Source organism: Pimelobacter sp. 30-1 (genome assembly GCF_018831735.1).
In the GTDB taxonomy this organism is placed as follows: Bacteria; Actinomycetota; Actinomycetes; order Propionibacteriales; family Nocardioidaceae; genus Nocardioides.
In genome coordinates, this window is the sequence record NZ_NHTS01000007.1 from 332,798 (window position 1) to 359,388 (window position 26,591).

Consider the following 26,591-nt stretch of genomic DNA (forward strand, 5'->3'; position numbering starts at 1 on the left):
GCTACAGGTAGCCCGAATCGGCGCGGTGTGATCCTCGCCAATACGATGCGCGCCATGGACGACCAGACCCCGCTCGCGCCGTACGGACCCCTGCCCCGGGGCGGGAGCGTGCGCCCGATGACGCGCTGGGGCACCGCCGTCATGCACCGGCCGCAGGCCGAGGTCACCGTGTTCGACGAGGCGCTGCGGGCGCTGGCCGCCGACATGGTCGCGACGATGTACGCCGCCGAGGGGGTCGGCCTGGCCGCCTGCCAGGTCGGCGAGGACGTCGCGATGTTCGTCTTCGACTGCCCCGACGCCGAGGACCAGCGCGTGGTCGGCGTCGTGTGCAACCCCCGCCTGGTGCTGCCCGAGGGCCGCGACCGGCGCCTCGACGACAGCCCCGAGGGCTGCCTGTCGTTCCCGGGCGCGTTCGTCGACTGCGCCCGGCCCGACTACGCCACCGTCGAGGGCGTCGGCCTCGACGGACGGCCGGTCCGCTTCGAGGGCGACGGCCTGCTCGCCAAGTGCCTCCAGCACGAGACCGACCACACCGTCGGCACCGTCTTCGGCGACCGGCTCTCGGCCAAGGCGATGAAGAAGCTGCGCAAGCAGCACGACGCGGCGGTCGCCGACTATCCCGCGGAGTGGCCCACCTGAGGGTGGGCGTGGGCTAGCGTCGGCCCATGCCTGTCGACCCGTCCCTGGCCGGCCTCCTCGAGGCCATCGAAGCCGGCACCCCCATGTCCGAGCTCTCCCCCGCCGACGCGCGTACCGTCTTCCGCGCCCTGACGGTCGACGGCCGCCCGCCCGAGACCCTCGCGCCGGTGGGCTCGGTCGCCGACGACCAGGTCGCCGGCGGCGCCGGCCCGCTGGCCGCCCGGGTCTACCGCCCCGAGGGCACCGGCCCGTTCCCGACCGTCGTCCTGCTCCACGGCGGCGGCTGGGTGATCGGCGACCTCGACACCCACGCCGCGATGGCCCGCGCGATCTGCGCCGGAGCCGGGGCCGTCGTCGTCGCGGTCGACTACCGGCTCGGACCCGAGGCCCGCTTCCCGGCCGCCGCCGAGGACGCGATCGCCGCGGTGCGCGACGTCCAGGCCCGCCTCGCCGAGTACGGCGGCAGCGAGGTCCTCGCCGTGGCCGGCGACTCCGCCGGCGGCAACCTGTCCGCGGTCGCGGCCCAGCACGTGCCCGGCGTCGCGGCCCAGCTGCTCGTCTACCCGGCCACCGACGTGCTCGGCGACTACGCCTCGCGCAAGGAGAACGCCTCGGGCTACTTCCTCGACGAGGCGACGATGGTCTGGTTCGTCGGCAACTACGCCGACGCCGACACCGACCTGACCGACCCGCGGATCTCGCCGCTGCACGGCACGCTGGCCGGGCAGCCGCCGGCCGTCGTGGTCACCGCCGAGTTCGACCCGCTGCGCGACGAGGGCGTGGCCTATGCCGACGCCCTCGCCGCGGCCGGCGTACCGGTCCAGCACGAGACCTACCCGGGGCTCATCCACGGCTTCTTCGACATGGGGCCGTGGTCCCCCGCCTGCCAGCGCGCCGTCGACGAGACGGTCGCCCGGTTCGCGGCGCTGCTGCGCTCGGTCTGAGCCCTCAGGCCTTCGCCGCGTGGCTCGGCAGGACGCACGCCGCGTCCAGGCCGAGCACGCGGTTGAGCCGCCCGAACGCGATCCACGAGCCCAGGCACATCGACAGCTCGGCGATCTCGCGGTCGCTGTAGTGCGTGCGCATGCGCTGCCAGAAGCCGTCGTCGATGCCGTGGTGGTCCAGCGCGTAGCGCTCGGCGTACTCGGCGGCCAGGCGGGTGCGCTCGTCGAAGTCGGGCGTCGTGCGCCACTCCTGGACCGCGGCGTCGAAGGTGTCCTCGACCTTCTGCCCGTCGCGCTCGGTGCGCCAGTCCTGGCAGAAGATGCAGCCGTTGATCTGCGCGATCCGCAGCCGTGCCGCCTCGAACTCGCGCAGCCCCAGCGTGCTGTGCTCGTAGACGCTCATCGCGAACGCCGACGCCGCCGGGCCGATGCCGGGGACCATCTCGCCCCAGACGTAGAGGATCGGGTCCTTGCCCTCGGGGATCTCGATGAACATGCTCAGGCCTCCCCGGTGGTCCGCAGGTAGGTGGTCGGCTGGAGCGGGACGTCCAGGCCGTCGTACAGGCCGGGGGTGGCGGTGCGCAGCCACGGGATCGCGTTGACGAGGCGGTTGGCCGCGGTGGCGTTGCCGCCGGCCGCGCGGTTGCCGCCCTCGTCGGTGGCCTCGACGTTGATCTCGATGCGCGGGCGCCCCTCGATGATCACCCGGTGCGCGCCGTCGCCGCCGTCGGCCGGCATCGGCCAGTCGGTCGCGCACTCCGCGCTGATCCGGGTGACGTGCTCGATGACGATCTTGGGCTCACCGCCCACGATGCCCTGCACCTCGAACCGGAGCGCACCCTGCGTCCCCGCCTCGAACTCCCCCAGCGCCGTCGAGACCGTCGCGTCCAGCTCACGCCGCTCCAGCGTCTCGCGCAGCTCGTCGAGCTCGACGCCGAGCGCCCGCGCGATCATCCGCACCTGGCCGCCCCACACCATCGACGGGATGCCCGCGGCCACCATCGGCGGCTCGTAGTCCATCGGCTGGCCCATGCCGACGATGTAGCGGACCGAGTCCTCGGCGTCGTACGTCGAGTAGTCGAAGATCTCCTGGCACCGGACCTGCTCCACCTCGGAGGCCAGCCCGCTGACCAGCACCGGCAGCAGGTCGTTGCCCCAGCCCGGGTCGATACCGCTGACGAACAGCGCGCTGCCGCCCTCGGCGCACGCCTTGGTGAGCGGGTCGGTCATCTCGGCCGGCGCGCTGCGGTGGTCGTAGAGCGCGTACACCGACGGCGTCACCACCACCGCACCCCCGCCCAGCGCCCGCGCGATGTCGACCACCGCGTCGTCGGGCCGCAGCTCGCCCGAGGCGGCGTACGCCACGGCGCCACCGCCGTCCAGCGTCGCCAGCGCCACCGCCACGTCGGTCGTCGCCTGCACCCCGGTGGTACGACCCAGGTCGGCGAGGTCCCCCGCGTCCTTGCCGGCCTTGGCCTCGTCGCTGACGATGACCGCACTCAGGGTCAGACCCGGATGAGCAGCGACCGCGCGGATCGACGCGCGGCCCATGTTGCCGGTGCCCCAGACCACGACGGGGACGGGCTCGGATGAGTAGAACGTGTTCTCGTTCGCCATGCACGGGAGCGTAGGCGGGTCGCGCGGGGTGCGGTAGTGCGACAGCGTGTCTTTTTTGGTGATCGCTCGTCAGTGGGTGTCGCCGAGCGTGCGGTGCTCCGCGAACCTCCGGGCCCGGCCGGGCGTGAGACCAGGGACCTCACGACCGTGCAGGGCGCCGACAGCCGCCGCCACGGCCGCGCTCGGCGCCGTACGGAGCCGGATGGCGCGGCCGGCCCCGTCGACGCCGACGTAGCCATGCTCGAAGAGGGCGTCGCACCCGAGCACGCACGCCGGGAACACGGCCTCCCGAGCCGCCGCTGCTCGCGGCGGACCGGGGTCATCCTGAGGAGGTCCGTCGGGTCGGGTTCCCGGTCAGCGACCGCAACCAGCCCAGCGACACTGATCTGCTGGTTCGGGTCGGCGAGCCCGTCCCGGAATCGGATGCCGTCGTGTGCGAGCACCTCCGGCTGGGTCCGCAGGTCGGTCGGGTGGCCCAGCGGCCCACCGGGACGGCCTCAGCGCCGCGCCGTCACGTAGCACGCGACCGCCGTCGCGGCCGCCACGTTGAGCGAGTCGATGCCCGCGGCCATCGGGATGATCGCGCGCCGGTCGGACGTCTGCTCCCAGCGCTGGGACAGGCCGTGGCCCTCGGAGCCGAGGACCAGGGCGACCTTGTCGAGGCCGGCCACCGCCTCCTCCACCGGTACCGCGTCCGGCGCCAGCGTGAGCGCCACCGTGGTGAACCCGCGGCCGCTGAGCTCGGGCAGGGCGTCGTACCAGTCGGGCAGGCGGGTCCAGGGCATCGAGAACACCGCTCCCATGGCGACCTTGATCGCCCGGCGGTAGAGCGGGTCGGCGCAGCGCGGGGCGAGCAGGACGGCGTCGAAGCCGAGGGCCGCGCCCGAGCGCAGGATGGCGCCGACGTTGGTGTGGTCGACGATGTCCTCGAGCACGAGCACCGAGCGGGCGCCGTCGAGCACCTCGTCGAGGCTGGGCAGCGGCCGCCGCTCCAGCGAGGCGAGGGCGCCGCGGTGGACGTGGAAGCCGGTGACCTCCTCGGCCAGCGCCTCCGAGAGCACGTAGCAGGGTGCATCCGACCGATCGAGTACGTCGGCGAGCCCGTCGAGCCAGCGCGGCGCCATCAGGAACGAGCGCGGGGTGTAGCCGCCGAGGACCGCGCGGCGCACGACCTTCTCGCCCTCGGCGAGGAACAGGCCGTGCTCGGCCTCCAGGTGCTTGCGCAGCTCGACGTCGCGCAGGTCGCGGTAGTCCGCGAGGCGCGGGTCGTCCGCGTCGGCGATCTCGACGAGTTCGGCCATCAGCGCCTCAGAAGGCGTCGGGGTGCGCGACCCGGACGACCTCGCCGATGACGATGATCGCCGGCGGCTTCACCGACTCCTCGGCGAGCCGGTCGGCCAGGGTGCCGAGGCTGGCGAGCACGGTGCGCTCGGTGGGCATGGTGCCGTCGCAGACCACGGCGACGGGCAGCGACGCCGGGCGACCGCCGGCCACCAGAGCCTCGGCGATGGCGGGGGCGTTCTCGACGCCCATCATCACGACGATGGTGCCGTTGAGGCGCGCGAGCGCGGCGTAGTCGGTGAGCGCCTCGGGGTGCCCGGGCGGCAGGTGGCCCGAGACGACGGCGAACTCGTGGGCGACGCCGCGGTGGGTGACCGGGATGCCGGCCACGCCCGGCACGGTGACCGGCGAGGTCAGGCCCGGGATCACCGTGACCGGTACGCCGGCCGCGCGGCACGCGATGACCTCCTCGTAGCCCCGGCCGAAGACGAAGTTGTCGCCGCCCTTGAACCGCACCACGCGCTTGCCCTCGAGCGCGCGCTCGACGATGACCCGGTTGATCTCCTCCTGCTGCGCCGAGCGCCCGCGCGGGAGCTTGGCGACGTCGACCAGCTCGACGTCGGCGGGCAGGTCGCCCAGCAGCTCGCGCGGGGCGAGCCGGTCGGCGACGACGACGTCGGCGGCCATGAGCGCCTTGCGCCCGGCGATCGAGATGAGCTCGGGGTTGCCCGGGCCGCCGCCGACGAGCGTGACGCCCGGGGTGCGGTCGCGGTGGTGCGGGGCGGCGATCGTGCCGTCGCGCAGGCCGGCGACGATCTCGTCGCGCACCGATGCCGAGCGGCGCGGGTCGCGGTTGCCGACCACGGCCACGGTGATGCCGGCCTCGCGGCCGATCGCGGGCGTCCACGCCGTACCGAGGGTGGCGTCGTCGGAGCGGACGCAGAAGATCCGCTGCTCCTCGCACAGCGAGGAGACGTGGTCGTTGACCGCGCGGTCGTCGGTGACGGCGATGACGTACCAGGTGCCGTCGAGGTCGGCGTCGGCGAAGGCCCGCTCGTGCCAGGTGATCTCGCCCGAGCCGACCAGGCCCTCGATGGCCGGCGTGACCACCGGCGAGACGACGTGGACGTCGGCTCCGACGGCGATCAGCTGCGGGACGCGCCGTTGCGCGACGTGTCCCCCGCCCACGACGAGGACGCGGCGTCCGGCCAGGCGCAGGCCGGAGGGGTACGGCGGGAAGTCGCTCACCGGGACATTCTCTCGACAGTTCGCGAACAGCCGTTGGTCCGGGCCAACCACCGGACTACCTTCGGGTGACATGAGTCTCGATCGCCCGGTGACCCCGGACCCGTACCCGCTGCTCCCCGCCGCTGCCGCCTTCGCCGTCACCAGCGCCGACGTCACCGACGGCCGGCCGCTCGACGACGCGCAGGTCTACGCCCTCGGCAACACCTCGCCCCAGCTCACCTGGGAGCCCGGCCCCGAGGGCACCCAGAGCTATGTCGTGACCTGCTTCGACCCCGACGCGCCCATCCCGAGCGGGTTCTGGCACTGGGTCGCCGTCGACATCCCGGCCGACGTGACCAGCCTCGACACCGGCGCGGGCGCCTCCGACGCCACCCTCCCGGCCGGCGCCTTCCACGTCCGCAACGACTTCGGTACGCCGGACTTCGCCGGCGCCGCTCCCCCCGAGGGCGACCAGGTGCACCGCTACTTCTTCGTGGTCCACGCGGTCGGCGAGCCCCAGCTCGGCGTCGACGGCTCCGCGACGCCTGCGGTGGTCGGCTTCAACCTGGCGTTCAAGACGCTGGGCCGGGCCATCCTCACCGGCACCTACGCGCACTGAGCCTCAGCCCTCCACGAAGTGCGGGGGTTGCTGGTCCGAGATACCGATCTCGGTGCAGCAACCCCCGCACTTCGGCGGGCTAGAGGCCCATCGACTTGGCGATGATCAGCTTCATGACCTCCGACGTACCGCCGTAGATTCGGGTGACCCGGGTGTCGGCGTACAGGCGGGCGATCGGGTACTCGTTCATGTAGCCGTAGCCGCCGTGCAGCTGCAGGCAGCGGTCGATGACCCGGCCGGCGACCTCGGTGCAGAACAGCTTGGCCGAGGCCGCGTCGACCGCGGTGAGCTCGCCGAGGTCGTGCGCCTCGAGCGCGCGGTCGCACACGGCCTGGGCGGCGTCGACCTCGGACTGGCAGGCGGCGAGCTCGAACTTGGTGTTCTGGAAGGACGCGACCGAGGTGCCGAAGACCTTGCGCTCCTCGACGTACGCCTGGGTGAACCGGATCGCCGCGGCGGCCTGGGCGTAGGCGCCGTAGGCGATGCCGAGGCGCTCCTGCGGGAGGTTCTGGCCGAGGTAGGTGAAGCCCTCGTTCTCCTCGCCGAGCAGGTCACTCGCCGGAACCATGACGTCGGTGAACGACAGCTCGGCCGTGTCGGAGGTGCGCAGGCCGAGCTTGTCGAGCTTGCGCCCGACCGCCCAGCCCTCGGACTTGGTGTCGACGGCGAAGAGCGAGATGCCGAAGCGGCGGTTGCTCTCGAGCGGCGGGGAGGTCCGGGCGCAGACGATGACGCGGTCGGCGAGGACGCCGCCGGTGATGAACGTCTTGGCGCCGTTGAGCACGTAGTGGTCACCGTCGCGCTTGGCGGTGGTCTGCATACCGGCCAGGTCCGAGCCGGTGCCCGGCTCGGTCATCGCGATGGCCCACATCTCCTCGCCGGAGATGAAGCCGGGCATCCAGCGGTGCAGCTGCTCGGGGGTGCCGAGCTTGAGCAGGTACGGCAGGCAGAGCTCGACGTGGACGCCGGAGCCGCCGAGGTGGATCCCGGCGCGGGCGCACTCCTCGGTCAGGACCGCGGAGAACTTGAACGACTCGATGCCGGCGCCGCCGTACTCCTCGGGCACCTCGATGCCGAAGACACCGAGGTCCCCGACCTTCTTGTAGAGGTCGCGCGAGACCTGGCCCGCGTCGTACCACTCCTGGTAGTTGGGCACGACCTCCGACTCCAGGAAGGAGCGGATGGTGCGGCGGAAGTCCTCGTGGTCCTCGTTGAACACTGTTCGGCGCATGGGCTCATGCTGCCACCGAGGTCAACGGACCGAGCTGCCGCCCGCCTCACGGAGGAGCTGCTCGAACGGGGTCGGCGCGGAGAACCCGTCCGCGACCGAGCGCCGGGGCGCGGTCGCGGGCACCTCGCCGGCGGTGCCGCCGAGCAGCACGGCCAGCTCGCCGGCCGCCCGCTCGACCCGCTTGTCCAGCGAGCCGTCGTCGGTGGCTCCGAAGTCCTCGCTCGCCGCGAACACCCCCGTCGGTACGACGACCGCGCGCAGGTAGGCGAACAGCGGCCGCAGCGCGTGGTCGAGCACGAGGCTGTGCCGCGCGGTCCCGGCGGTGGCCGCCACGACGACCGGCTTGGCGTCGAGCAGACCAGGCTCCAAGACGTCGAAGAACGTCTTGAACAGCCCCGAGTACGACGCCGAGAACACCGGCGTCACCACGACCAGGCCGTCCGCGTGACGGACCGCCTCGATCGCCTCGGCCAGGTCGCCCGAGGGGAACCCGGTCAGCAGGTGGTCGGCCAGCGCGTGCGCCAGCGGCCGCAGCTCGACGTGCTCGACCTCGACCTCGTGCCCCCGGGCGCCCACGGCCCGCTCGACGGCCGCGCCGAGCTTGTCGGCGAGCAGCCTGGTCGAGGACGGGACCGAGAGTCCCGCCGAGACGACGACGATCCGGGTGGTGCGCGTGGTCATGCGTCGACCTCCTCGCGGTCGGTGGTACCGGTCATGGTGTCCTCGGCGTGCACGGTGGTGTCGTGGGCGCCGCCCGCCGCCGCGACGAGCGAGGCGTGGGTCGGGGCGTCCGGCACGTCGGCGCCGCGGCCCTCGGCGAAGCCCTTGCGCATCTCGGGCAGGATCTCGCCCAGCAGGTCGAGCTGCTCCAGGACCGTCTTGAGCGGCAGCCCCGCGTGGTCGACGAGGAACAGCTGGCGCTGGTAGTCGCCGGCGTACTCGCGGAACGACAGGGTCCGCTCCAGGACCTCCTGGGGCGAACCGACAGTGAGCGGCGTCTGGCGGGTGAAGTCCTCCAGCGACGGGCCGTGGCCGTAGACCGGCGCGTTGTCGAAGTACGGACGGAACTCGCGTACGGCGTCCTGGCTGTTCTTGCGCATGAAGAACTGCCCACCGAGGCCGACGATCGCCTGCTCGGCGGTGCCGTGCCCGTAGTGCGCGAACCGCTCGCGGTAGAGGCGCACCATCTGCTCGGTGTGCGAGGCCGGCCAGAAGATGTGGTTGTGGAAGAAGCCGTCGCCGTAGTACGCCGCCTGCTCGGCGATCTCGGGGCTGCGGATCGAGCCGTGCCACACGAACGGCGCGACGCCGTCGAGCGGGCGCGGGGTCGAGGTGTAGCCCTGGAGCGGGGTGCGGAAGCGCCCCTCCCAGTCGACGTCGGACTCGGTCCACAGCCGGCGCAGCAGCGCGTAGTTCTCGACCGCGAGGTTGATGCCCTGGCGGATGTCCTTGCCGAACCACGGGTAGACCGGGCCGGTGTTGCCGCGGCCCATCATGAGGTCGACGCGGCCGTCGGTGAGGTGCTGGATCTTGGCGTAGTCCTCGGCGATGAGCACCGGGTCGGTCGTGGTGATCAGCGTGGTCGCGGTCGAGAGGATGATGTTCTCGGTCTGGGCGCCGATGTAGGCGAGCGTCGCCGTCGGGTTGGACGCGATGAACGGCGGGTTGTGGTGCTCACCGGTCGCGAAGACGTCGAGGCCGACCTCCTCGGCCTTCTTGGCGATCGCGACGGTCGCCTTGATCCGCTCGTGCTCCGTCGGGGTCCGCCCGGTGGTGGGGTCGGTGGTGACGTCGCCGACGGTGAAGATGCCGATCTGCATGCCCATGGTTCCCGCTCCTTTGTTCACCGGCAATCTAGTTGCCATGTCATCTATCGTCAACTCTCCCCCGCTCGCCCCTATTCCCGGGCGCCGGACGCGGACCGCGACCAGCCTTCCACTGCACCGCGGCCGGGCGGTCATCGACGATCTGCGCACCACCTCCGGTTGACCACTTGCGTATGGTCATCTGAAGCGCTGTGCTGACGGCTTGCTCGGCAACCACGTCGGCCGCCAGGTCGGCTACCAGGCCGGCAACCAGGAGGAGTCTCGGATGGCACGCACAGCACTCATCAGCGCAGCCGCGGCGGTCGCCGCCGCGGCCACGATCCAGGCCCGGGTCGGCGCTCCCCCGGCCGCCACGGCCGCCCCCGGCGGCCCGGCGCCCCCGACCTCGCCGACGCGCTGGTGGTCGGCCAGGTCACCCAGGCGACGACCGGCGCCGCCGCACCCGTCGCGGTCGCGGGCGCCACGGTCACCGTCTGGTGGATCCCCGGCATCGAGAGCGCCCAGCCCGGCGACGAGCTGCCGATCGAGGCGCTGGCCACCGACCGCACCGCGGCCGACGGCTCCTACGCCATCGACATCGTGCCGACCCCGGCCATGAAGAGCGCCGCAGAGCGCAACGGCGGCTGGCTCAACTTCGACGTGGGCGTCGCCGACACCACCAGCGGCAAGCTCGCCACCGCCGGCGTGCCCCGGCGCCTGACCAGCACCGGTTGGCAGGACACGGCCCCGCAGGACCAGCCCGCGCTCCTGGCCCGGACCACCGGCGAGCGGGTCCCGGTCGCGACCGGCCCGGTCGACCTGGCGCTGACGCCGAGCTCGCCCGACATCTCCCCCGCGAACGCCGCCACGGCCGCGCGCGGCACCGCTGCTGCGCGCGGTACCTCGGCCGCGACGCTCGCAGAGGCGCCGGCCCCCGGGTCGGCGTACTGCAGCTTCATCGTCGACGGCCGTCCGCAGCGCTGGGTCAACGTGGTCGAGTTCCACAACGCGTCCAAGAGCGAGGCCTCGTGGAGCTACGGCCGCACGGCCGACTCCAACATCGAGCGCGGTATCGACTACTCCGGTGACGGCGGCTGGAAGGTCGGAGTGATCCGGCACATCAGCAACCAGACCAGCGCCAAGGTGTTCCGCTCGTACCCGGCGGGCAAGGCGATCAACCACTTCGCCTCGACCAAGTTCGAGTTCGTCGACGGGCACTACCAGCCCTACGGTGCGGGCTCGTCGTGTCGCGACACGACCATCCCGGTCCACACCAAGGTCAAGAACCCCGTGACCTGGTACGGCGGGGTCTCGGCCAACACCGGCGCCGGCTCGGAGTTCATCGGCTGCGCCAACGCACCCCAGTCGAACCACCGGGCCGGCTACGGCATCGGGTCGGGCTTCACCCGCGACGAGAACAAGGCGGCCAAGATCGGCGCGGCCGTCGACCTCGGCCCGATCAAGGTGGGTACCCAGAGCGGCTTCTCCTCCAACGTGTCCGTCAAGTGGACCGCCAAGGAGCGGCGCGGCATCTGGCTGTGCGGCACCTACAGCGCTCCGCCGACCGCGGGCGTCATCCACGCCCAGAACCGGCCGATGACGTGATCCGACGGGCTCTCCACCTCGGCGCCGCCCTCCGCCTCGTGCGGAGCGGCGGCGTCGCCGTCGCCGCCCTGGCCGTGGCCCTGGCGGCGACCCTTACGGCGTGCTCGTCCGACCACCCTGACGGCACCCGCGTCGAGGGACCGGTCTCCTTCCTCGCCGACCCCGAGGCACGCCAGGCGGCCTTCACCCAGGTCAACGGCGGCAAGACCGTCGTCTACGGCGCTCTCGCCGCCGAGAACAAGGGCCACGAGCCGGCGACCCTGATCAGTGCGACGCTCACCGGCACCCAGGGCCGCTACACCGACGAGGGCGTCCGGATCGTCGAGGTCCGCGCACGCGACGTCACCGGAGGCCGCGAGATGGTCGGCGCCGACCACTGGCCCTACGAGGACTACGCCGACGACTCGGTCCCCCTCGCGGGCTACCGCCTGGACCCCGGCGACAGCGTCGAGCTGCTCTTCGTCGTCGAGGTCCTCGAGACCGGCTACTGGGGCTGGCCGCAGACCCAGCTCGACTACGAGGCCGACGGCGACGAGCACACCATCCGGGTCAGCACGGGCTACTTCGTCTGCCCCCGCGCGGCCGACGACTGCGACCCGCTCCCGTGATCGCCCGCGGCGTCGGGTGCCTCGTGGGCGTCGCGGCGCTGGCGGTGGCCCTCACGGCCTGCACCCCGAACCGGCCTCCCGGCACGCGGATCGAGGGCCCCGTCGCCCTGCTCGCCGACCCCGAGGCGCGCCAGGCGGCCGGCATGCACGTCGAGGGCGGCGCGACCGTCGTCTACGGCGCCCTGGCCGCCGAGAACCAGGGCGACGAGCTCGCCGTCCTGACCAGCGCCACCCTCACCGGCACCCGCGGCCGCTTCACCGACGAGGGCGTCCGGATCGTCGAGGTCCGCGCTCGCGACGTCACCGGCGGCCGCGAGCTCGTCGGAGCGGCGCGGTGGCCCTACGAGGACTACGCCGACGACTCGGTCCCCCTCGCGGGCTACCGCGTCGAACCGGGTGACAGCGTCGAGCTGCTCTTCGTCGTCGAGGTCCTCGAGACCGGCTACTGGGGCTGGCCGCAGACCCAGCTCGACTACGAGGCCGACGGAGGGGACTACACCGTCCGGGTCAGCACCGGCTTCTTCGTCTGCCCGCGCGCCGATGACCAGTGCGACCCGTTGCGCTGAGGCGCCCGGCTCACCCCTCGCGCTGGAGCAGCAGCACCGCGCGGTCGTCGTCCCCGCGGGCGACCTGGTCGATGATTCGGTCGGCGGCGCCGTCCCAGCCGGCGCGCAGCGCCGCGCGCGCCGTACGACGGAGCCACGCGATGCCCTCGTCGATGTCGCTGCCCCGTGACTCGACCATGCCGTCGGTGTAGAACAGCAGTGCGTCGCCGGGGGCGAGCTGGCCCTTGCTGTCGGTGATGTCGACGGGGTCGGTGACGCCGAGGGCGGTGCCGCGGGCGTTGTCGACGTGCCACTCGGCGGCGTCCTCGCGCCAGTGCAGGGCGGGTGGGTGGCCGGCGCTGCGGATCCGGTACTGGCCGTCGGCCAGGTCGACCTCGACGTGGACGGCGGTGGCCATGCTCTCGTCGGAGGGCTGGCGCAGCAGGTAGGCGTTGGCGGCGGGCAGCAGGTCGTCCGGAGGTACGACGGCGATCAGGCTCTCCAGCGCGCCCGCGAACCCGAGGGCGGCCGGGACGGCGGCCGCGCCGCCGCCGCAGACGTCGACGAGGACCATCTGGAGCAGGCCGCGGGCCGGCCGCAGGTCGGCGACGATGAAGTCACCGCCGTAGGCCACCCCGAAGGCGGGCAGCATGGCCGACTGCCGGCGCCACCCCGAGGGCAGCTCGGGGACCCGGCCCCGAGCCTGGAGCCGGGCGTGGAGATCGGCCAGCACGCGTTCCTGGTCGGGTGGTTCCACCCCGCCAGCGTACGGACGCTAGCCTGTGTGCGGGCTCGGTCCGGCAAACCCCCCTTTGCCGGACCGGGTCCGCCTTTCTTTCGGCGCATCCTCCACCGGGCTGGCAGACTCGGGTGACGTGAGCGAGCAGAGCGCGGTCGACGTCCTCGGGGAACCGTGGCGCAGCGAGACGATCCCCCTCACCGACGACTTCGAGGGCGAGGTCGTGGCGACGCTGGTCAGCCGGCGCCGCGACACCCCGACCGACCGGGCCACGCTGCACGTGCACGGGTTCTCGGACTACTTCTTCCACACCGAGTACGGCGCCTGGTGGCTCGAGCGCGACCGGGACATGTACGGCCTGGACCTGCGCAAGTACGGCCGCTCGCTGCGCCCCCACCAGTCGGCGACCTATGTCGGCGACCTCGAGGAGTACTTCGCCGAGCTCGACGCCGCCTGGGAGCGGATCACCGTGCGCGACGGCCACCGCGACGTCGTGCTGTCCGGGCACTCCACCGGCGGGCTGATCGTCGCGCTGTGGGCCGACGCGCGCCAGCCGGCCGAGCTCAGCGGGCTGCTGCTCAACTCGCCCTGGCTCGACCTGCAGGGCAAGCCCGCGCTGCGCTCCCCCGTGGCGAACCTCGTCGTGGACCAGGTCGGCCGGCGCCAGCCGATGCGCGAGCTGGGTCGCGACGTCAGCGGCTACTACGCGCGCAGCCTGCACCGCGACCACGAGGGCGAGTGGGAGTTCGACCTCGACTGGAAGCCGGTCAACTCGTTCCCGGTCCGGTTCGGCTGGCTGCGCGCGATCCGGCGCGGTCACGCCCGGCTCCAGGCCGGGCTGTCGGTGGCGGCGCCCGTGCTGGTGCTGTCCTCGGACCGCTCCGGGCGGCCCCAGGCGATGGACGAGGAGGTCTTCTCGACCGACATCGTCCTCGACGTGCGCCAGATCCGGCGCTGGTCGACCTCGGTCGGAGCGCACGTCACCTACGCCGCCGTACCAGGGGCGGTGCACGACGTCGTGCTCTCGCGCAGCGAGCCGCGGGCCCGGGCCTACGACGAGATCGAGCGCTGGCTCGGGGCCTACGTCGACGGCGTCACTCGCAGCTGAAGGTCCCCGACGAGTCGGTCGTGCAGTCGACGCTGTTCTCGACGAAGACGCCGATCGCGATGAAGAAGACCACCAGGCCGACGAACAGCGCGAAGCCGAGCCAGCCGACGATCACGCCGGCGATCGCGAGCCCACCGCCCTCCTGCTGCTCACGCCGGATCTGACCGCGCGCCACGTGGCCGAGGATCGCGCCGATGAAGCCGGGCGCGCCCGCGCAGACCACGAGCGAGAGGATGCTGACGACCAGCGAGGCGATCGCCAGGCCGTTGGTCGGGCGCGGCGCGGGATAGCCGTACGGCGACGGCCCGCCGTAGGGCAGCTGTCCACCGTAGGGCGGCTGTCCGCCGTAGGGCGGCTGCTCGCCGTAGGGCTGGTACGGCGGCGGACCCGGCGGCGTCGTCATGGGCCGCATCGTCCCACGCCGGGAGCGATCCGCGGACCTCGCCCCGCGCCCGCCGCGGCTCCTCTAGGGTCTGGCCATGGATCCCGTGACTGGACTCTCCCTCGGCCGCATCGCCCTCGGCGTCGGTGCGCTCGCCGCTCCCACGACGACCGCCAAGGTGTTCGGGCTCGACCCGGTCGGCAACCCGCAGCTGTCGTGCTTCGGCCGGATGTTCGGCGCCCGCGAGATCGCGCTCGGCGCGGTCACCCTGGTCTCCAAGGGCCGGCTGCGCCGCAACCTGACGCTGGTCGGGATCGCGGTCGACGGTGCGGACGCCGTCACCGGCGTCCTCGAGCTCCAGGACGACGCCGTCCCGAAGCCGTCGGCCGGCATGCTCGCCGGCGTGGCGCTCGGCGCGGTCGGGTCCGGGCTGGTGGCGCTGGTGCTCAACCGCGGGGCCGCCAAGGCCGCGGCGGCCACCGCGGCTCAGTAGCTCGGTAGCTCAGTAGGTCGTGTAGTCCCAGCTGTCGCCGGACGCCACGATCACCACGACGTAGAAGATCCCGATCGCCAGGGCGAGGCCGAACGCGATCCAGCCGACGATGATGCCGGACAGCGCCAGCGGGCCGCCCTGCTCACCACGCGTGCGGATCTGGCGTCGCGCCACGTGGCCGAGGATCGCGCCGACCGCGCCCAGCAGACCCGGGAGCAGGCACAGGCAGATGCCGACCGCGCTCAGGATGCTGACCACGAGCGAGGCGATCGCCAGACCGTTGGTCGGCGCGGGGGCGCCGTAGCCGTAGGCGTAGTAGCCGTACGGCTGCTGCGCGGGCCCCTGCCCGTAGGGGTCGTAGCCGGGCTGCTGCGGCTGCATCGGCTGCTGGGGCTGCTGCGGTGGGGGCGGGTAGCCGGGCTGCTGGCCGTAGGCCGGCGGCGGCTGCTGCTGGCCGTAGCCCGGGTAGGGCTGGGTCGGCTCGGCGCCGGGCTGCTGCGGGCCCTCGGGCTCGCTGCCCCACGGCGGCGTCGGTGTCGACATCGGGTTCCTTCCGGAGTTCAGGACACGAAGAGTACGGCGACCGCGACCAGGCCGACCACGACGATCACCGTGCGCAGGACGATCGGGGGCAGCCGGCGGCCGACGGCGGCGCCGAGGAAGCCGCCGGCGATGGCGCCGGTGCCGATGAGGAGGACCAGGAGCCAGTCCACCTCGGCCTCGGTACCGAAGAGGCCGAGCTGGGCCACGACGACGAAGATCAGGCCGGCGACGCCGTTGACGACGGCGACGAGGACGTTCTTGACGCCGTTGAGGCGCTGGAGGGTCTCGGCGACGCCGATGCCGAGCACGCCCATGAGGAGCACGCCCTGGGCGGCGCCGAAGTAGCCGCCGTAGAGGCCGGTCGCGAAGACCGCCGGGGGCACCCACCACGCCCGCTCCACCGGTACGACGCCCGCGGCCGCGCGGCGTTCGGCACGCTCGGCCACCAGCCGGGACAGGCGGGGCTGGACGATCACGAGCACGATGCCCAGCAGGATGAGGACCGGCACGATCGTCTCGAAGGCGCCGGGCGGCAGCACGAGCAGCAGGATCGCGCCGAGCGCGCCACCGGCGGTGGAGAACACCAGGAGCCGCAGCACCCGGCTGCGCTGGCCGGTGAGCTCGCGGCGGTAGCCGATCGCGCCCGCGACCCCGCCCGGCACGAGGCCGAGGCTGTTGGACATGTTCGCCGTCACCGGGGGCACGCCGAGGGCGAGCAGGGTCGGGAACGTGATGAGCGTTCCCGACCCGACGACGGTGTTGATGGTGCCGGCGCCGACGCCGGCGGTCAGGATCGCGGCTGCTTCGAGCGGACTCACTCCGCCGGAGGGGCCGGCGGCGCGGGGGGCGCCGGCGGCGGCTCCGCAGCAGGAGCGGCCGGGGCGTCGTCGTCGCTGCTCAGCGAGCGGCCCGGGCGGGCGGCGCTCTCGGCCTCGGCGATCGCCTCCTGCACGGCGGCGGCCGCCTCGCTGACGCTGCTGTCGACGGCCAGCGTGGGCTCGGTCGGGCCCATGTCGACGCGGGTGAGCGGGCCGGAGGTCTGCTTCGGGATGCCGGCGATCTCGTGGATCGAGGAGCCGAGGCCCTCGAGGGCCTTGGTGATCTCGGACGGGATGACCCACAGCTTGTTGGCGTCGCCCTCGGCGATCTTGGGCATCATCTGGAGGTACTGGTAGGCCAGCAGCGACTGGTCCGGGCGCCCGTCGTGGATCGCCTGGAAGACCGTCTGGATGGCCTGGCCCTCACCCTGGGCGCGCAGGATCTGGGCCTCGCGGTCGGCCTGGGCGCTGAGGATCTGGGCCTCGCGCTGACCCTCGGCGTTGAGGATCGCCGACTGCTTGTTGCCCTCGGCGGTGAGGATCGCGGACTGGCGCTGACCCTCGGCGGTGAGGACGAGGGCACGCTTGTCGCGCTCGGCGCGCATCTGCTTCTCCATCGCGTCCTTGATCGAGGGCGGCGGGTCGATGCCCTTGATCTCGACGCGCTTGACCTTGATCCCCCACCGGCCGGTGGTCTCGTCGAGCACCGCGGACAGGCCGCTGTTGATCGACTCGCGGCTGGTCAGGGTCTGCTCGAGGTCCATGCCACCGACCACGTTGCGCAGCGTGGTCATGGTCAGCTGCTCGATCGCCTGGATGTAGTTGGAGATCTCGTAGGTCGCCGCGATCGGGTCGGTCACCTGGAAGTAGATGACCGTGTCGACGTCGACGGTCAGGTTGTCCTCGGTGATCGCCGCCTGCGGCGGGAAGCTGACGACCTGCTCGCGCAGGTCGATCATGTAGCGGACCTTGTCGACGAAGGGCACGACGAAGTTGAGGCCGGCCGGCAGCGTCTCCTTGTACTTGCCGAAGCGCTCGACGATGCCGTTGTAGGCCTGTGGGACCACCCGGATGGACTTCGCCACCACGGTGATCGCCAGCAGCATCAGCAGGATCAGCAGGACCAGGACGATCATCGGGGCTCCTCGATCTGGGGTGCGGACACGGGACGGACGTGGGCGGTGGCGCCGGCGATCGAGACGACCTCGACGCTGGTGCCGACCGGGATGGCCGCGACGGGCGGCTCACCGACCGCGAGCCAGGACTCGCCGCCGATCTTGACCCGGCCAGGGCGGTGCTCGGCGACCGGCTCGGTGACGATGCCGCGGCTGCCGACCAGGCTGGCCGGGCCGAGGACGAGGTCGGGGCCGCCGTGCAGGCGGCGCACGAGCGTGGGGCGGACCAGGCCGAGCAGCAGGACGGCGGTCGCCGAGGCGACGAGCACCTGGACCACCGCGCTGTCGGTGACCAGCGCCGTGCCGACGCCCGCGAGCGCGCCACCGGCGAGCATCAGCAGGAAGAGGTCGAGGCTGAGCAGCTCGGCGAGCGCGAGCAGGATGGAGGCCCCGAGCCAGGTCTCCCAGAGGTGGTCGCGCAACCAGTCCATGACTAGAGCCTAGGCGGTGGGCCCGACGGAAGGGGTCAGCGGTCCTCAGCCGCGTCGCAGCCGGCGGCGCGCGGCGTACCTGCCGTCGTCGTGGCGCTCGAGCACGAGGGGCATCCCGAACGTCGCCGAGAGCGTCTCGGCGCTGAGGGTGTCGTCGATCGGTCCCTCGGCCACGACCCGCCCGTCGCGCAGCATGATCACGTGGGTGAAGCCGGGCGGGATCTCCTCGACGTGGTGCGAGACGAGCACCGTCGCCGGGGACGACGGGTCGTAGGCGAGGACCGACAGCGTCGAGACCAGGTCCTCGCGGCCGCCGAGGTCGAGGCCCGCGGCCGGCTCGTCGAGGAGCAGCAGCTCGGGGTCGGTCATCAGGGCCCGGGCGATCTGGACCCGCTTGCGCTCGCCCTCGCTGAGGGTGCCGAAGGTGCGGTCGGCCAGCTTCATCACGCCGACCTCGCGCAGCAGCGCGTCGGCGCGGGCGTGGTCGACGTCGTCGTACTCCTCGCGCCAGCGCCCGAGCACGGCGTACGACGCGGAGAGCACCAGGTCGCGGACCGTCTCGTTGCGCGGGATCCGCTCGGCGACGGCCGCGCTGGACACCCCGATCCGCGGGCGCAGCTCGAAGACGTCGACGGTGCCGAGCAGCTCACCCAGCAGCCCGACCGCGCCGGACGTCGGGTGCAGCTGGGCCGCGGCGATCTGGAGCAGCGTGGTCTTGCCGGCCCCGTTGGCGCCGAGCAGGATCCAGCGTTCGCCCTCGCGGACCACCCAGCTGACCCGGTCGAGCAGGGTGGCCTGCCCACGACGCACGGTGACCTCGGCGAGCTCCAGCACGGCGGACATGCGAGCCACCTTAACGAGTACTCTCCGGGCCGTGACCGCACTCCCCGCCTCCGCCCGCCTCGCCTGGTGGGGTACGGCGTGGCTGCGTGGCCGGGTGGGGCCCGACGACTTCCTCGACGCGGTGCTCGGCGAGGACGTCGCCCACGTCGTGACCGGTGCGGACGAGCCCGCTCCCCTGCTCCTCGAGCTCGCCGCGGCCCGCAACGACGGCGCCACCGCGGTCGCCGCGGTGTTCCCGGCACCGGGTGACCCCACCGGGCTGCGCGGCCCGCGCGAGCTCAACCGCGCCGCGATCGAGGCCGGCGAGGTCGCCCTGCTGCTGGGCGCCGGCACCGGTCTGGTGCCACGCCAGGTGGGCCGGGCGGTCGAGTGGGCGCTGCTGCCGGCCGAGCGGCGCCCGCCGCCGGACCTGGGCGAGGCCGACCGCGGCCTGCGTGGGGCCCTGCTGGCCGCCGCGAACCGGTTGGCCGAGCTGGACGTGGCGCGCTGGCGGCCCGAGGTCGCCGACGAGCTGCACGACCTGCGCACGGGTGTCCCGCTGACGGCCCCGCCGGGCACGCCGTCGCGCTGCATCGACCTGGCCGGGCGCGCCCTGCACCTGGAGCACGTCGCGGCGCTGGCCCTCGAGGACGACGGCGGCGCGGTCACCGCGAGCGAGGCGGCCGCCCGGCGCGACGCGCTGGAGCCGCTGGAGCGGGCCGCGCGCCTGGCGCTGACGGCCGCGTGCGCGCCCGACGGCTGGCCACCGGCCGACGACGAGCGCGGACAGCGATAGCCTGCACCCGCGATGAGCCCTCACGATCCCGCCGCGGACGACACCCTCCTGATCACCGTCACCGGTGCCGACCGGCCCGGTGTGACCAGCGCCGTCCTCGACAGCCTCGCCGGCTCCGGCGTCGCGGTCGTCGACATCGAGCAGATCCTGATGCGCGGCCGGCTCGTGCTCGGCGTCCTCGTCACCGCGCCGCGCGACCGCAAGAAGCTGCGCCACGCGGTGACCAGCACCGTGGAGGCGCTCGGCATGAGCGTCGAGATCGAGCGCGGCTCGGGCGACAACCGGACCCGTCCGGCCGACCGGGCCCACGTCACCGTCATCGGCGCGCCGCTCAAGGCCTCCGCGATGGCCGCCATCGCCGGCCGGATCGCCGACTGCGGCGGCAACATCGACCGCATGGAGCGGATGGCCCGCTACCCCGTGACCGCCATCGAGCTCGACGTCTCGGGCGCGGCCCCCGACCGGCTCCGCATGCTGCTCGCGAGCGACGCGGCGTCGTACGGCATCGACGTGGCGGTCCAGCCCGCCAACCTGCTGCGCCACGGCATGCGCCTGATCGTGATGGACGTCGACTCGACCCTCATCCAGGGCGAGGTCATCGAGATGCTCGCCCAGCACGCCGGCTACGGCGCCGAGGTCGGCGACGTCACCGAGCGCGCGATGCGCGGCGAGCTCGACTTCGAGGAGTCGCTGCGCGCGCGGGTCAAGCTGCTCGCCGGGCTCGACGAGAAGGTCCTCGACGAGGTCTACGCCGCCATCGTGGTCAACCCCGGAGCCCGGACGATGGTGCGCACGCTGCGCCGCCTCGGCTACCGCTTCGCCATCGTCTCGGGCGGCTTCAGCCAGATCACCGACCGGCTCGCCGCCGACCTCGGCATCCACCGGGCCCGGGCCAACACGCTCGAGATCGTCGACGGCAAGCTCACCGGCGAGGTCGTCGGCGAGGTCGTCGACCGGGCCGGCAAGGCGCGGGCGCTGCGCGAGTTCGCCGCCGACCTGGGCGTCTCCGAGGCGGCCACGATCGCGATCGGCGACGGCGCCAACGACCTCGACATGCTCGACGCCGCCGGGCTCGGCATCGCCTACAACGCGCGGGCCGTCGTCCAGGAGGCGGCGGACACCTCGCTCAACGTGCCCTACCTCGACACGATCATGTACCTGCTCGGGATCACCCGCGAGGAGATCGAGGCCGCCGACGCCGAGGCCGGCATCGTGACGCCCGCGCCGCCGCTGGTCTAGCGCGCCAGCGCCCTAGGCGTCGGCGGCGCGGCCGACGTGGAAGCCGACGAGGCGGGCCGCCATCGGCTCGACCTCGGCCCACGGCCCCGGTACGGCGAACACGGCCGCCGCGCTCGTCGGGAAGCCCTCGGTCGCGACCGCGCCGGTGGCCGCTCCCTCGCCGTCGTCGAGCAGCTGGGCCAGCATGCCCATCGTCGGGTTGTGGCCGACCACGACCACGGTCGCGACGTCCTCGGGCGTGGTGTGCACGAGCTCGAGGACGCCGTCCTCGTCGGTGCCGTAGAGGTTGCCGTCGATGTGGGGCGCGAGCGCCCACGCCGCGGCGCCGGCCATGACGTGCCAGGTCTCGCGGGTCCGGGCGGCGTACGACACGTAGGCGACGCCCGGGCGCACCCCCTGGGCCGCCAGCCACGCGCCCAGCGCGGCGCCGTCGTGACGCCCCCGGTCGGTCAGGACGCGCTCGACGTCGGAGGCGGCGAACGGTTCGGCCTTGGCGTGTCGCACGACGACCAGCAGCCGTTGGTTGTCCACCCGTGCATGGTAGTGCCGTGGAGCAGTACGGGCCCACCCACCTGGTGCCGCTGGCGATCTTCGCCGCCGGCCTGGTCGGCGCGTTCCTGCTCGGCCGGCGCGAGGCCGCCGCGGGCCTGCCGGGACCGAGCCGGTTCAGCCGGACGTGCGCGCTGCTGATCCCCGCGGTGACAGTGCCTTTCCAGGTGATCGACCTCGTCGCCAACTTCGACATCGACGTCACGCTGCCGCTGCACCTGTGCGACCTGGCCTGGATCGCGGCCACCTGGGCGCTGTGGACGCACCACCCGTTCCCGGTGACGCTGACCTACTTCTGGGGCCTGACGCTGACCATCCAGGGGGTGCTGACGCCCTCGCTCAACGAGGACCTGCCGCACCCGCGCTACTTCGCGTTCTGGGCGCTGCACCTGCTCATCGTGTGGGCGGCGGTCTACCTCGTGCTGGGGCTGCGCAAGGCGCCGCGGTGGCGCGACTACCGGGCGGCGGTCGCGACCACGCTGGGGTGGGCCGTGGCGACGTACGTCTTCAACGTCGTGGCCGACACCAACTACGGCTACCTGGTGCGCAAGCCGGCGACGTCGATCCTCGACCTCCTCGGGCCGTGGCCGTGGTACGTGCTCGAGGAGATCGGGATCGTCGTCGTGGTGTGGGCGCTGCTCACGCTCGGTGCGCAGCGCCTGGCCCGGGAGTGAGTCAGGCGCCCATCGCGTGGAAGCCGCCGTCGACGTGGACGATCTCGCCCGTCGTCGCCGGGAACAGGTCGGACAGCAGCGCGCAGACCGCCTTGGCGGTGGGCTCCTGGTCGGTGTTGTCCCAGCCGAGCGGCGACTTGGTGGTCCACATCGACTCGAGGTCCTCGAAGCCGGGGATCGCCTTGGCGGCCAGCGTGCGCAGCGGGCCGGCCGAGACCAGGTTGACCCGGATCCTGTCGCCGCCGAGGTCGCGGGCCAGGTAGCGGGCGCACGACTCCAGGCCCGCCTTGGCGACGCCCATCCAGTCGTAGACCGGCCAGGCCACGCTCGCGTCGAAGGTCAGCCCGACCACGGAGCCGCCGTTGCTCATCAGCGGGCGGCAGGCCACGGCCAGCGACTTCAGCGAGTACGCCGAGACCTGCACGGCCTGCGCGACGTCCTCCCACGGGCCCTCGAGGAACTTGCCGCCGAGCAGGGTCTCGGGGTTGCCGTAGGCGATCGAGTGCACGACGCCGTCGAGCACGGCGTCCGGGCCCAGGGCCGCACGGATCGCGTCCGGGAGCGCCGCGAGGTGCTCGGCGTCGGTGACGTCGAGCTCGATGACCTCGGGCAGCTCGGGGAGCCGCTTGACGATGCGGCGGGTGATCCGCAGCGCCTGCCCGAAGTTGGACACGAGCACCGTCGCGCCCTGCTCCTGGGCGAACTTCGCCACCGCGAAGCCGATCGAGGAGTCGAGCGTGACGCCCGCGACCAGGATGTTCTTGCCGTCGAGGATTCCGCTCATGTTCAGTGCCCCATTCCGAGTCCGCCGTCGACCGGGATCACGGCGCCGGTCACGTACGCCGCCTGCGGGCTCGCGAGCCACAGGACCGCTCCGGCCACCTCGGCCGGGTCGGCGTACCGGCCCAGGGGGACCTGGGCGCGGATGCCTTCCTTCTGCTCGTCGGTGAGCACGGCCGTCATGTCCGTGTCGACGTACCCGGGGGCGACGACATTGGCCGTGATCGAGCGCGGGCCGAGCTCACGCGCCAGCGAGCGCGCCATGCCGACCAGGCCCGCCTTGGAGGCGGCGTAGTTGACCTGGCCCGGCGAGCCGAGCAGGCCCACCACGCTGGAGATGAAGATGATCCGGCCCTTCTTCTGGCGCAGCATGCTCTTGGAGGCACGCTTGGCCAGGCGGAAGGAGCCGGTCAGGTTGGTGTCGATCACCGTGTCCCAGTCGTCCTGGGACATGCGCAGGAGCAGGGTGTCCTTGGTGATGCCGGCGTTGGCGACGAGGATCTCGACCGGCCCGTGCGCCTCCTCGGCGGCGGCGAACGCCGCCTCGACCGCGGCCGGGTCGGTGATGTCGGCCTTGAGCTCGAGGGCGCCCTCGGGCGCTCCCCCGCTCCGGGTGGTGACGGCGACCTTGTCGCCTGCGGCGACGAAGGCCTCGGCGATCGCGCGGCCGATGCCGCGGTTGCCGCCGGTGACGAGCACAGAGCGTGGAGAGTTCACGCTCTGTGACGCTAGTGGCGCAGGGCCCGTCCGCTCGTGGGCGGCGGGCACCAAGATCGCGGCCCTGGGTTGTAGGACCTCGACAAATCCCCCGCATCTGGGCGTGTGCGCGGCGTTGCGGTTTGGGACCAAACCGCGTCGGATCGGTGCCCGGCATTGCGGTTTGGGACCAAACCGCAACCCCGCAACACCACCGCCGGGGGCGGACCCCACAAGCGGCGCGGTGCCCGGAAGGACGCCCGCCGGAGCCGTCCTACTCGTCGTCCTCCAGGCGGAACCCGACCTTCATGGTGACCTGGAAGTGCTCGACCTGGCCGTCCTTGATCTGGCCGCGCACCCCCTCGACCTCGAACCAGTCGAGGTGGCGCAGGGTCTGCCCGGCGCGAACGACGCCGTTGCGGATGGCCTGGTCGATGCCGTCCGGGGAGGTGCCGACGATCTCGGTGACGCGGTAGGTGCGGTTGGACATGCGAGCAGCGTACTCAGGGCCGGGCGTAGGGTGGGGACATGTCCTCCTCGCGGCCGCTCCACCCCCGCGGGCACCACGACGACGCGATCCGGATCACGACCGCCGGTTCCAGCCCGCAGGCCGACATCGCGCGCCGCCAGCGCAAGTACGTCATCGCCATGTCGATCCGCACGCTGTGCTTCATCGGCGCGGCGATCACCGGCGCGGCGGGCATCCACTGGCTGTGGCCTCTGCTCATCGCGGGCGCCATCATCCTGCCGTACGTCGCCGTGGTCGCGGCCAACGCCGAGGACAGCCGCTCCACCGAGCTGCCGCTGACCGGCGGCGGGGACGCGCAGCGCCAGCTGGGCGAGGGCGGCGGGCATGACTGAGGACGAGGCCGGGCCTGACCTCTGCTCGGCCAAGGGCTGCCGTACGGCGGCGCAGTGGCAGCTGCTGTGGAACAACCCCAAGATCCACACCCCCGAGCGCCGCAAGACCTGGCTGGCCTGCGACGAGCACCGCGCCTCGCTCGAGAACTTCCTCGGCGCGCGCGGCTTCCTCAAGGAGACCGTGCCGCACGTCGCGGCCTGAGCCTCACGCGGAGCCGTGCGACTCCACCCCGGCCGACAGGTCGACCGTACGACGGGTGTTGGCCAGGGCGGTGACGGTCGCGGTGCCGACGACGCCGGCGCTGTCGAAGACCTCGGCCGTGCCGACGACGATCCCGTCGGAGCCGAGGTGGTCCAGCGCACGCAGGCCGAGCCGGCTGCTGTCGGGCATCCGGCAGAGCGCGAGGTCGATGTCGGTGTTGATGTGCTCGACGCCGGCCGCGCCCCAGTTGGTCACCATGCTCGTCGCGTCGGCGATCGAGGCGACGGCCTGGAAGGGCGTGCACTCCTCGCCCTCGACGATCGGGACGGCGGTCTGCCAGGTCTGGTGCCGTCCGGCGTTCTGGTGGTCGCCGAAGTCGTCCGACCAGGGCTGCGCGCTCGCGAAGAACGGGACGTGGTGCTCACCGGCGGGCGGCAGCAGCTCGGCCGGCGGTGGGGTCGGCCTCTCGGCCGAGGAGGCCCAGACCTCGCCGGGCGCGGCGGCCGAGGGCGCCAGGAAGGTCGCGCCGGCGCGGGCGACCACCTCGCCCTCCTGCTCGACCACGGCGTCGAGCAGGAGCAGGCGCGTCCCCTCGCGCACGATCCGCGCGGAGGCCGTCGTGGTGATCATCCGGGCCGGGCGGAACAGGTCGACGTGGTAGCGCGCCGGGACCAGTCCGGTCCGGCCGGCGTCGCGCACGGCGTGCTCCAGCGCCCGCGCGAGCAGGCCGCTGACGGCCACGCCGTGCATCTGGTCGCTGCGCCACAGGCTCTGCGCGAACGGCAGCGGGTCGAAGCCGGCGGCGGACTGACGGAACCAGGAAAACTGGAACGTGTTCTCGTTCACCCGGACATCATGCCAGGCCACCGGGGATCGGCGCCCGCGGGTCGTACGGCGTCCGGGTCCACACGAAGGTCGCGCACTCCAGGTGGCTCACCTCGCCGCCCGGACGGCGTACGGCGCGCAGGGTCTCGCCGCGGTGGTAGCCCTCGGTCCCGGTGAAGGCCTCGCCCCCGGGCCGCAGGCCGAACCGGTCCTCGACCTCGCCGCTGCGCAGGTCACGCACGACGAGCTCACCGCCGGTCCACTCGAAGCCGAACGCGGTGTTGCCCCAGAACCACACGCCCAGCACCGCGGCCACCGGGTCCGGCACGGGTACGGCCGACGGGCGCCAGGGCGCGCCGCCGGCGGGCGCCGGGGTGAGGCCCAGCAGCACGCCCGGCGCGGCGTCGGTGTCGAGCCCGGTCGTGGCGTTGGCCAGGACGGCGACGGCGTCGCGGCTCGCGCGGTCGGCGAACAGCGAGGCCTGGAAGCCGGGCATCGAGCCGGTGTGCCCGACCAGCGTCCGGCCCTCGACCGCGAGCACCCGCAGGCCGAGGCCGTAGTCGCCGCCCAGTGCGGTCGGCGTGGCCATCTCGGCCAGGGTCGCGGCGCTCAGCACGCCGGGGTGCCCGGTGACGAGGAAGTCGGCCCAGCGCAGCAGGTCGGCCGGGGTGCTCCAGAGCTGCCCGGCCGGCGCCATCGCGCCGGTGTCGGTGAGCGGCTCGGGGCTCAGCGTGTGGGCGAAGTGGTCGACGCTGCGCCCGGGCGCGTGGTCCTCCGGCGGCAGGTACGTCGTCGCGCCCATGCCGAGCGGGTCGAGCAGCCGCGCGCGCACCACCTCCCACCACGGCGCCCCGTGCAGCCGGGCGACGACCTCGCCGAGCAGCGCGAAGCCGAGGTTGGAGTAGTGGAAGTACTCCCCCGCGCCCGCCACCCGGCCCGCGCCGTCGTTGGCCGCGAGCAGGGCGTCGATGCCGACCCCGGGCGAGCGCTCCCACCAGGACCCGGCCGGCTCGCTCTGCAGGCCGGCGGTATGGGCGAGCAGGTCGCGCAGGGTGGCCTCGGCGTAGCCGGCCCCGGGGACGAACCGGCCCACCGGGTCGGCCAGGTCGAGCCGGCCCTCGTCGCGCAGCTGGAGGACCAGCACCGCAGTCAGGGTCTTGGTGATCGACCCGATCCGGTAGGCGGTCGCCGGGCCGAGGTCCGGCGTGGCCGGGTCGGCGACCAGGCTGCCGTGCCACACCGGGTCACCGGCGCGGGCGACCGCGGCGCTGACCGACGCCAGCCGGCCGGCTCGTTGGAGCGCGGCCAGCCGGTCGTCGTACGGCGTGGTCATGGGG

General features: G+C 73.2%; 34 protein-coding genes. 13 read left to right on the forward strand and 21 right to left on the reverse strand.

What is annotated here, in order from left to right; translation table 11 throughout:
• Window positions 1-45: 45 nt before the first annotated feature.
• Both def and CCO04_RS20370 read left to right on the forward strand, forming a co-directional pair.
• Window positions 46-639 (forward strand): peptide deformylase, encoded by a 594-nt coding sequence (gene def, locus CCO04_RS20365; RefSeq protein WP_215816105.1) that lies wholly within the window; start codon window positions 46-48, stop codon window positions 637-639.
• 26 nt (window positions 640-665) lie between these two features.
• Window positions 666-1,583: an alpha/beta hydrolase gene (locus tag CCO04_RS20370; protein WP_215815977.1), complete on the forward strand. Its 918-nt coding sequence runs from the start codon at window positions 666-668 to the stop codon at window positions 1,581-1,583.
• Window positions 1,584-1,587: 4 nt separating this feature from the next.
• On the opposite strand, the gene CCO04_RS20375 is transcribed toward CCO04_RS20370, so the two are convergent.
• The 5 genes from CCO04_RS20375 to cobA all read right to left on the reverse strand — a co-directional run bounded on the left by CCO04_RS20375 (window position 1,588) and on the right by cobA (window position 5,729).
• Window positions 1,588-2,079, reverse strand: coding sequence for a carboxymuconolactone decarboxylase family protein (locus CCO04_RS20375; protein WP_215815978.1), 492 nt, complete (start codon window positions 2,077-2,079; stop codon window positions 1,588-1,590).
• A gap of 2 nt (window positions 2,080-2,081) precedes the next feature.
• Entirely contained in the window at window positions 2,082-3,200 is a 1,119-nt protein-coding gene (locus tag CCO04_RS20380) for a dihydrodipicolinate reductase (protein ID WP_215815979.1), read from the reverse strand.
• Window positions 3,201-3,269: 69 nt separating this feature from the next.
• Window positions 3,270-3,482: a hypothetical protein gene (locus CCO04_RS20385; RefSeq protein ID WP_215815980.1), complete on the reverse strand. Its 213-nt coding sequence runs from the start codon at window positions 3,480-3,482 to the stop codon at window positions 3,270-3,272.
• Between the two features lie 215 nt (window positions 3,483-3,697).
• Complete coding sequence (locus tag CCO04_RS20390; RefSeq protein WP_215815981.1) at window positions 3,698-4,501, reverse strand: RNA methyltransferase; 804 nt, start codon at window positions 4,499-4,501, stop codon at window positions 3,698-3,700.
• A 7-nt stretch (window positions 4,502-4,508) separates the two neighbouring features.
• Window positions 4,509-5,729, reverse strand: a complete 1,221-nt coding sequence (gene cobA / locus CCO04_RS20395; RefSeq protein WP_308281400.1) for a uroporphyrinogen-III C-methyltransferase — start codon at window positions 5,727-5,729, stop codon at window positions 4,509-4,511.
• A 70-nt stretch (window positions 5,730-5,799) separates the two neighbouring features.
• Between cobA and CCO04_RS20400 the strand changes: the two genes are divergently transcribed.
• Window positions 5,800-6,327 (forward strand): YbhB/YbcL family Raf kinase inhibitor-like protein, encoded by a 528-nt coding sequence (locus CCO04_RS20400; protein WP_215815983.1) that lies wholly within the window; start codon window positions 5,800-5,802, stop codon window positions 6,325-6,327.
• 79 nt (window positions 6,328-6,406) lie between these two features.
• On the opposite strand, the gene CCO04_RS20405 is transcribed toward CCO04_RS20400, so the two are convergent.
• From CCO04_RS20405 to CCO04_RS20415, 3 genes are read right to left on the reverse strand one after another with little or no spacing between them, the layout of a single operon-like run.
• Window positions 6,407-7,558 carry an acyl-CoA dehydrogenase family protein gene (locus CCO04_RS20405; protein WP_215815984.1) on the reverse strand — a complete coding sequence of 384 codons (1,152 nt, stop codon included), beginning with the start codon at window positions 7,556-7,558 and terminating at the stop codon, window positions 6,407-6,409.
• Window positions 7,559-7,579: 21 nt separating this feature from the next.
• Window positions 7,580-8,239 (reverse strand): FMN reductase, encoded by a 660-nt coding sequence (locus CCO04_RS20410; protein WP_215815985.1) that lies wholly within the window; start codon window positions 8,237-8,239, stop codon window positions 7,580-7,582.
• Window positions 8,236-9,378 carry an LLM class flavin-dependent oxidoreductase gene (locus CCO04_RS20415; RefSeq protein ID WP_215816106.1) on the reverse strand — a complete coding sequence of 381 codons (1,143 nt, stop codon included), beginning with the start codon at window positions 9,376-9,378 and terminating at the stop codon, window positions 8,236-8,238. Before CCO04_RS20415 ends, CCO04_RS20410 begins: the two co-directional genes overlap by 4 nt.
• Before the next feature lie 405 nt (window positions 9,379-9,783).
• Between CCO04_RS20415 and CCO04_RS20420 the strand changes: the two genes are divergently transcribed.
• Genes CCO04_RS20420 through CCO04_RS20430 form a run of 3 tightly spaced genes read left to right on the forward strand, consistent with a single transcriptional unit; the run spans window position 9,784 to window position 12,142 of the window.
• On the forward strand, window positions 9,784-10,968 hold the full coding sequence (locus tag CCO04_RS20420; protein WP_215815986.1) for a hypothetical protein: 1,185 nt from the start codon (window positions 9,784-9,786) through the stop codon (window positions 10,966-10,968).
• Entirely contained in the window at window positions 10,965-11,576 is a 612-nt protein-coding gene (locus CCO04_RS20425) for a hypothetical protein (RefSeq protein WP_215815987.1), read from the forward strand. Before CCO04_RS20420 ends, CCO04_RS20425 begins: the two co-directional genes overlap by 4 nt.
• Window positions 11,573-12,142: a hypothetical protein gene (locus CCO04_RS20430; protein WP_215815988.1), complete on the forward strand. Its 570-nt coding sequence runs from the start codon at window positions 11,573-11,575 to the stop codon at window positions 12,140-12,142. The genes CCO04_RS20425 and CCO04_RS20430 overlap by 4 nt, the downstream gene beginning before the upstream one ends.
• Window positions 12,143-12,152: 10 nt before the next feature.
• On the opposite strand, the gene CCO04_RS20435 is transcribed toward CCO04_RS20430, so the two are convergent.
• Window positions 12,153-12,878, reverse strand: a complete 726-nt coding sequence (locus tag CCO04_RS20435; RefSeq protein WP_215815989.1) for a PP2C family protein-serine/threonine phosphatase — start codon at window positions 12,876-12,878, stop codon at window positions 12,153-12,155.
• A 118-nt stretch (window positions 12,879-12,996) separates the two neighbouring features.
• On the opposite strand from CCO04_RS20435, the gene CCO04_RS20440 reads away from it, so the two are divergent.
• The gene (locus CCO04_RS20440; RefSeq protein WP_215815990.1) at window positions 12,997-13,968 is read left to right on the forward strand and encodes an alpha/beta hydrolase; all 972 of its coding nucleotides are present in this window, start codon (window positions 12,997-12,999) and stop codon (window positions 13,966-13,968) included.
• On the opposite strand, the gene CCO04_RS20445 is transcribed toward CCO04_RS20440, so the two are convergent.
• Window positions 13,955-14,371, reverse strand: coding sequence for a DUF4190 domain-containing protein (locus tag CCO04_RS20445; protein WP_215815991.1), 417 nt, complete (start codon window positions 14,369-14,371; stop codon window positions 13,955-13,957). The genes CCO04_RS20440 and CCO04_RS20445 overlap by 14 nt on opposite strands.
• 76 nt (window positions 14,372-14,447) lie before the next feature.
• Here CCO04_RS20445 and CCO04_RS20450 point away from each other — a divergent pair, with 76 nt between their 5' ends.
• The gene (locus CCO04_RS20450) at window positions 14,448-14,843 is read left to right on the forward strand and encodes a hypothetical protein (RefSeq protein ID WP_215815992.1); all 396 of its coding nucleotides are present in this window, start codon (window positions 14,448-14,450) and stop codon (window positions 14,841-14,843) included.
• A 9-nt stretch (window positions 14,844-14,852) separates the two neighbouring features.
• Here the strand turns inward: CCO04_RS20450 and CCO04_RS20455 are convergent, their stop codons facing one another.
• Genes CCO04_RS20455 through CCO04_RS20475 form a run of 5 tightly spaced genes read right to left on the reverse strand, consistent with a single transcriptional unit; the run spans window position 14,853 to window position 18,653 of the window.
• Window positions 14,853-15,386 carry a DUF4190 domain-containing protein gene (locus CCO04_RS20455; protein ID WP_215815993.1) on the reverse strand — a complete coding sequence of 178 codons (534 nt, stop codon included), beginning with the start codon at window positions 15,384-15,386 and terminating at the stop codon, window positions 14,853-14,855.
• Window positions 15,387-15,403: 17 nt separating this feature from the next.
• Entirely contained in the window at window positions 15,404-16,204 is an 801-nt protein-coding gene (locus CCO04_RS20460; RefSeq protein WP_215815994.1) for a sulfite exporter TauE/SafE family protein, read from the reverse strand.
• Entirely contained in the window at window positions 16,201-17,340 is a 1,140-nt protein-coding gene (locus tag CCO04_RS20465; protein ID WP_215815995.1) for an SPFH domain-containing protein, read from the reverse strand. The genes CCO04_RS20460 and CCO04_RS20465 overlap by 4 nt, the downstream gene beginning before the upstream one ends.
• The gene (locus CCO04_RS20470) at window positions 17,337-17,810 is read right to left on the reverse strand and encodes an NfeD family protein (RefSeq protein WP_215815996.1); all 474 of its coding nucleotides are present in this window, start codon (window positions 17,808-17,810) and stop codon (window positions 17,337-17,339) included. Before CCO04_RS20470 ends, CCO04_RS20465 begins: the two co-directional genes overlap by 4 nt.
• Before the next feature lie 45 nt (window positions 17,811-17,855).
• A complete protein-coding gene (locus CCO04_RS20475) occupies window positions 17,856-18,653 on the reverse strand; it encodes an ABC transporter ATP-binding protein (RefSeq protein ID WP_215815997.1) in 798 nt (265 codons plus the stop codon).
• Window positions 18,654-18,684: 31 nt separating this feature from the next.
• Here CCO04_RS20475 and CCO04_RS20480 point away from each other — a divergent pair, with 31 nt between their 5' ends.
• Together CCO04_RS20480 and serB are read left to right on the forward strand one after the other, a co-directional pair.
• A complete protein-coding gene (locus tag CCO04_RS20480; protein WP_308281401.1) occupies window positions 18,685-19,428 on the forward strand; it encodes a hypothetical protein in 744 nt (247 codons plus the stop codon).
• 12 nt (window positions 19,429-19,440) lie between these two features.
• Window positions 19,441-20,667 carry a phosphoserine phosphatase SerB gene (serB, locus tag CCO04_RS20485; RefSeq protein WP_215815999.1) on the forward strand — a complete coding sequence of 409 codons (1,227 nt, stop codon included), beginning with the start codon at window positions 19,441-19,443 and terminating at the stop codon, window positions 20,665-20,667.
• A gap of 12 nt (window positions 20,668-20,679) precedes the next feature.
• Here the strand turns inward: serB and CCO04_RS20490 are convergent, their stop codons facing one another.
• The gene (locus CCO04_RS20490) at window positions 20,680-21,198 is read right to left on the reverse strand and encodes a histidine phosphatase family protein (RefSeq protein ID WP_215816000.1); all 519 of its coding nucleotides are present in this window, start codon (window positions 21,196-21,198) and stop codon (window positions 20,680-20,682) included.
• A 17-nt stretch (window positions 21,199-21,215) separates the two neighbouring features.
• On the opposite strand from CCO04_RS20490, the gene CCO04_RS20495 reads away from it, so the two are divergent.
• The gene (locus CCO04_RS20495; protein WP_215816001.1) at window positions 21,216-21,890 is read left to right on the forward strand and encodes a TIGR02206 family membrane protein; all 675 of its coding nucleotides are present in this window, start codon (window positions 21,216-21,218) and stop codon (window positions 21,888-21,890) included.
• Between the two features lies 1 nt (window position 21,891).
• Here CCO04_RS20495 and fabI read toward each other — a convergent pair whose 3' ends face one another.
• The 3 genes from fabI to CCO04_RS20510 form a co-directional block, all read right to left on the reverse strand.
• Window positions 21,892-22,674 carry an enoyl-ACP reductase FabI gene (gene fabI, locus CCO04_RS20500; RefSeq protein WP_215816002.1) on the reverse strand — a complete coding sequence of 261 codons (783 nt, stop codon included), beginning with the start codon at window positions 22,672-22,674 and terminating at the stop codon, window positions 21,892-21,894.
• Window positions 22,675-22,676: 2 nt separating this feature from the next.
• A complete protein-coding gene (locus CCO04_RS20505; RefSeq protein WP_215816003.1) occupies window positions 22,677-23,387 on the reverse strand; it encodes a beta-ketoacyl-ACP reductase in 711 nt (236 codons plus the stop codon).
• Between the two features lie 253 nt (window positions 23,388-23,640).
• Window positions 23,641-23,856, reverse strand: coding sequence for a dodecin (locus tag CCO04_RS20510; protein WP_215816004.1), 216 nt, complete (start codon window positions 23,854-23,856; stop codon window positions 23,641-23,643).
• 38 nt (window positions 23,857-23,894) lie between these two features.
• Here CCO04_RS20510 and CCO04_RS20515 point away from each other — a divergent pair, with 38 nt between their 5' ends.
• Together CCO04_RS20515 and CCO04_RS20520 are read left to right on the forward strand one after the other, a co-directional pair.
• Complete coding sequence (locus tag CCO04_RS20515) at window positions 23,895-24,227, forward strand: DUF3099 domain-containing protein (protein ID WP_215816005.1); 333 nt, start codon at window positions 23,895-23,897, stop codon at window positions 24,225-24,227.
• Window positions 24,220-24,429, forward strand: coding sequence for an acetone carboxylase (locus CCO04_RS20520; protein ID WP_215816006.1), 210 nt, complete (start codon window positions 24,220-24,222; stop codon window positions 24,427-24,429). Before CCO04_RS20515 ends, CCO04_RS20520 begins: the two co-directional genes overlap by 8 nt.
• Window positions 24,430-24,432: 3 nt before the next feature.
• Here CCO04_RS20520 and CCO04_RS20525 read toward each other — a convergent pair whose 3' ends face one another.
• The gene (locus tag CCO04_RS20525; RefSeq protein WP_308281404.1) at window positions 24,433-25,275 is read right to left on the reverse strand and encodes an acyl-CoA thioesterase domain-containing protein; all 843 of its coding nucleotides are present in this window, start codon (window positions 25,273-25,275) and stop codon (window positions 24,433-24,435) included.
• A gap of 7 nt (window positions 25,276-25,282) precedes the next feature.
• Window positions 25,283-26,587, reverse strand: coding sequence for a serine hydrolase (locus tag CCO04_RS20530; protein ID WP_215816007.1), 1,305 nt, complete (start codon window positions 26,585-26,587; stop codon window positions 25,283-25,285).
• Window positions 26,588-26,591: the final 4 nt, after the last annotated feature.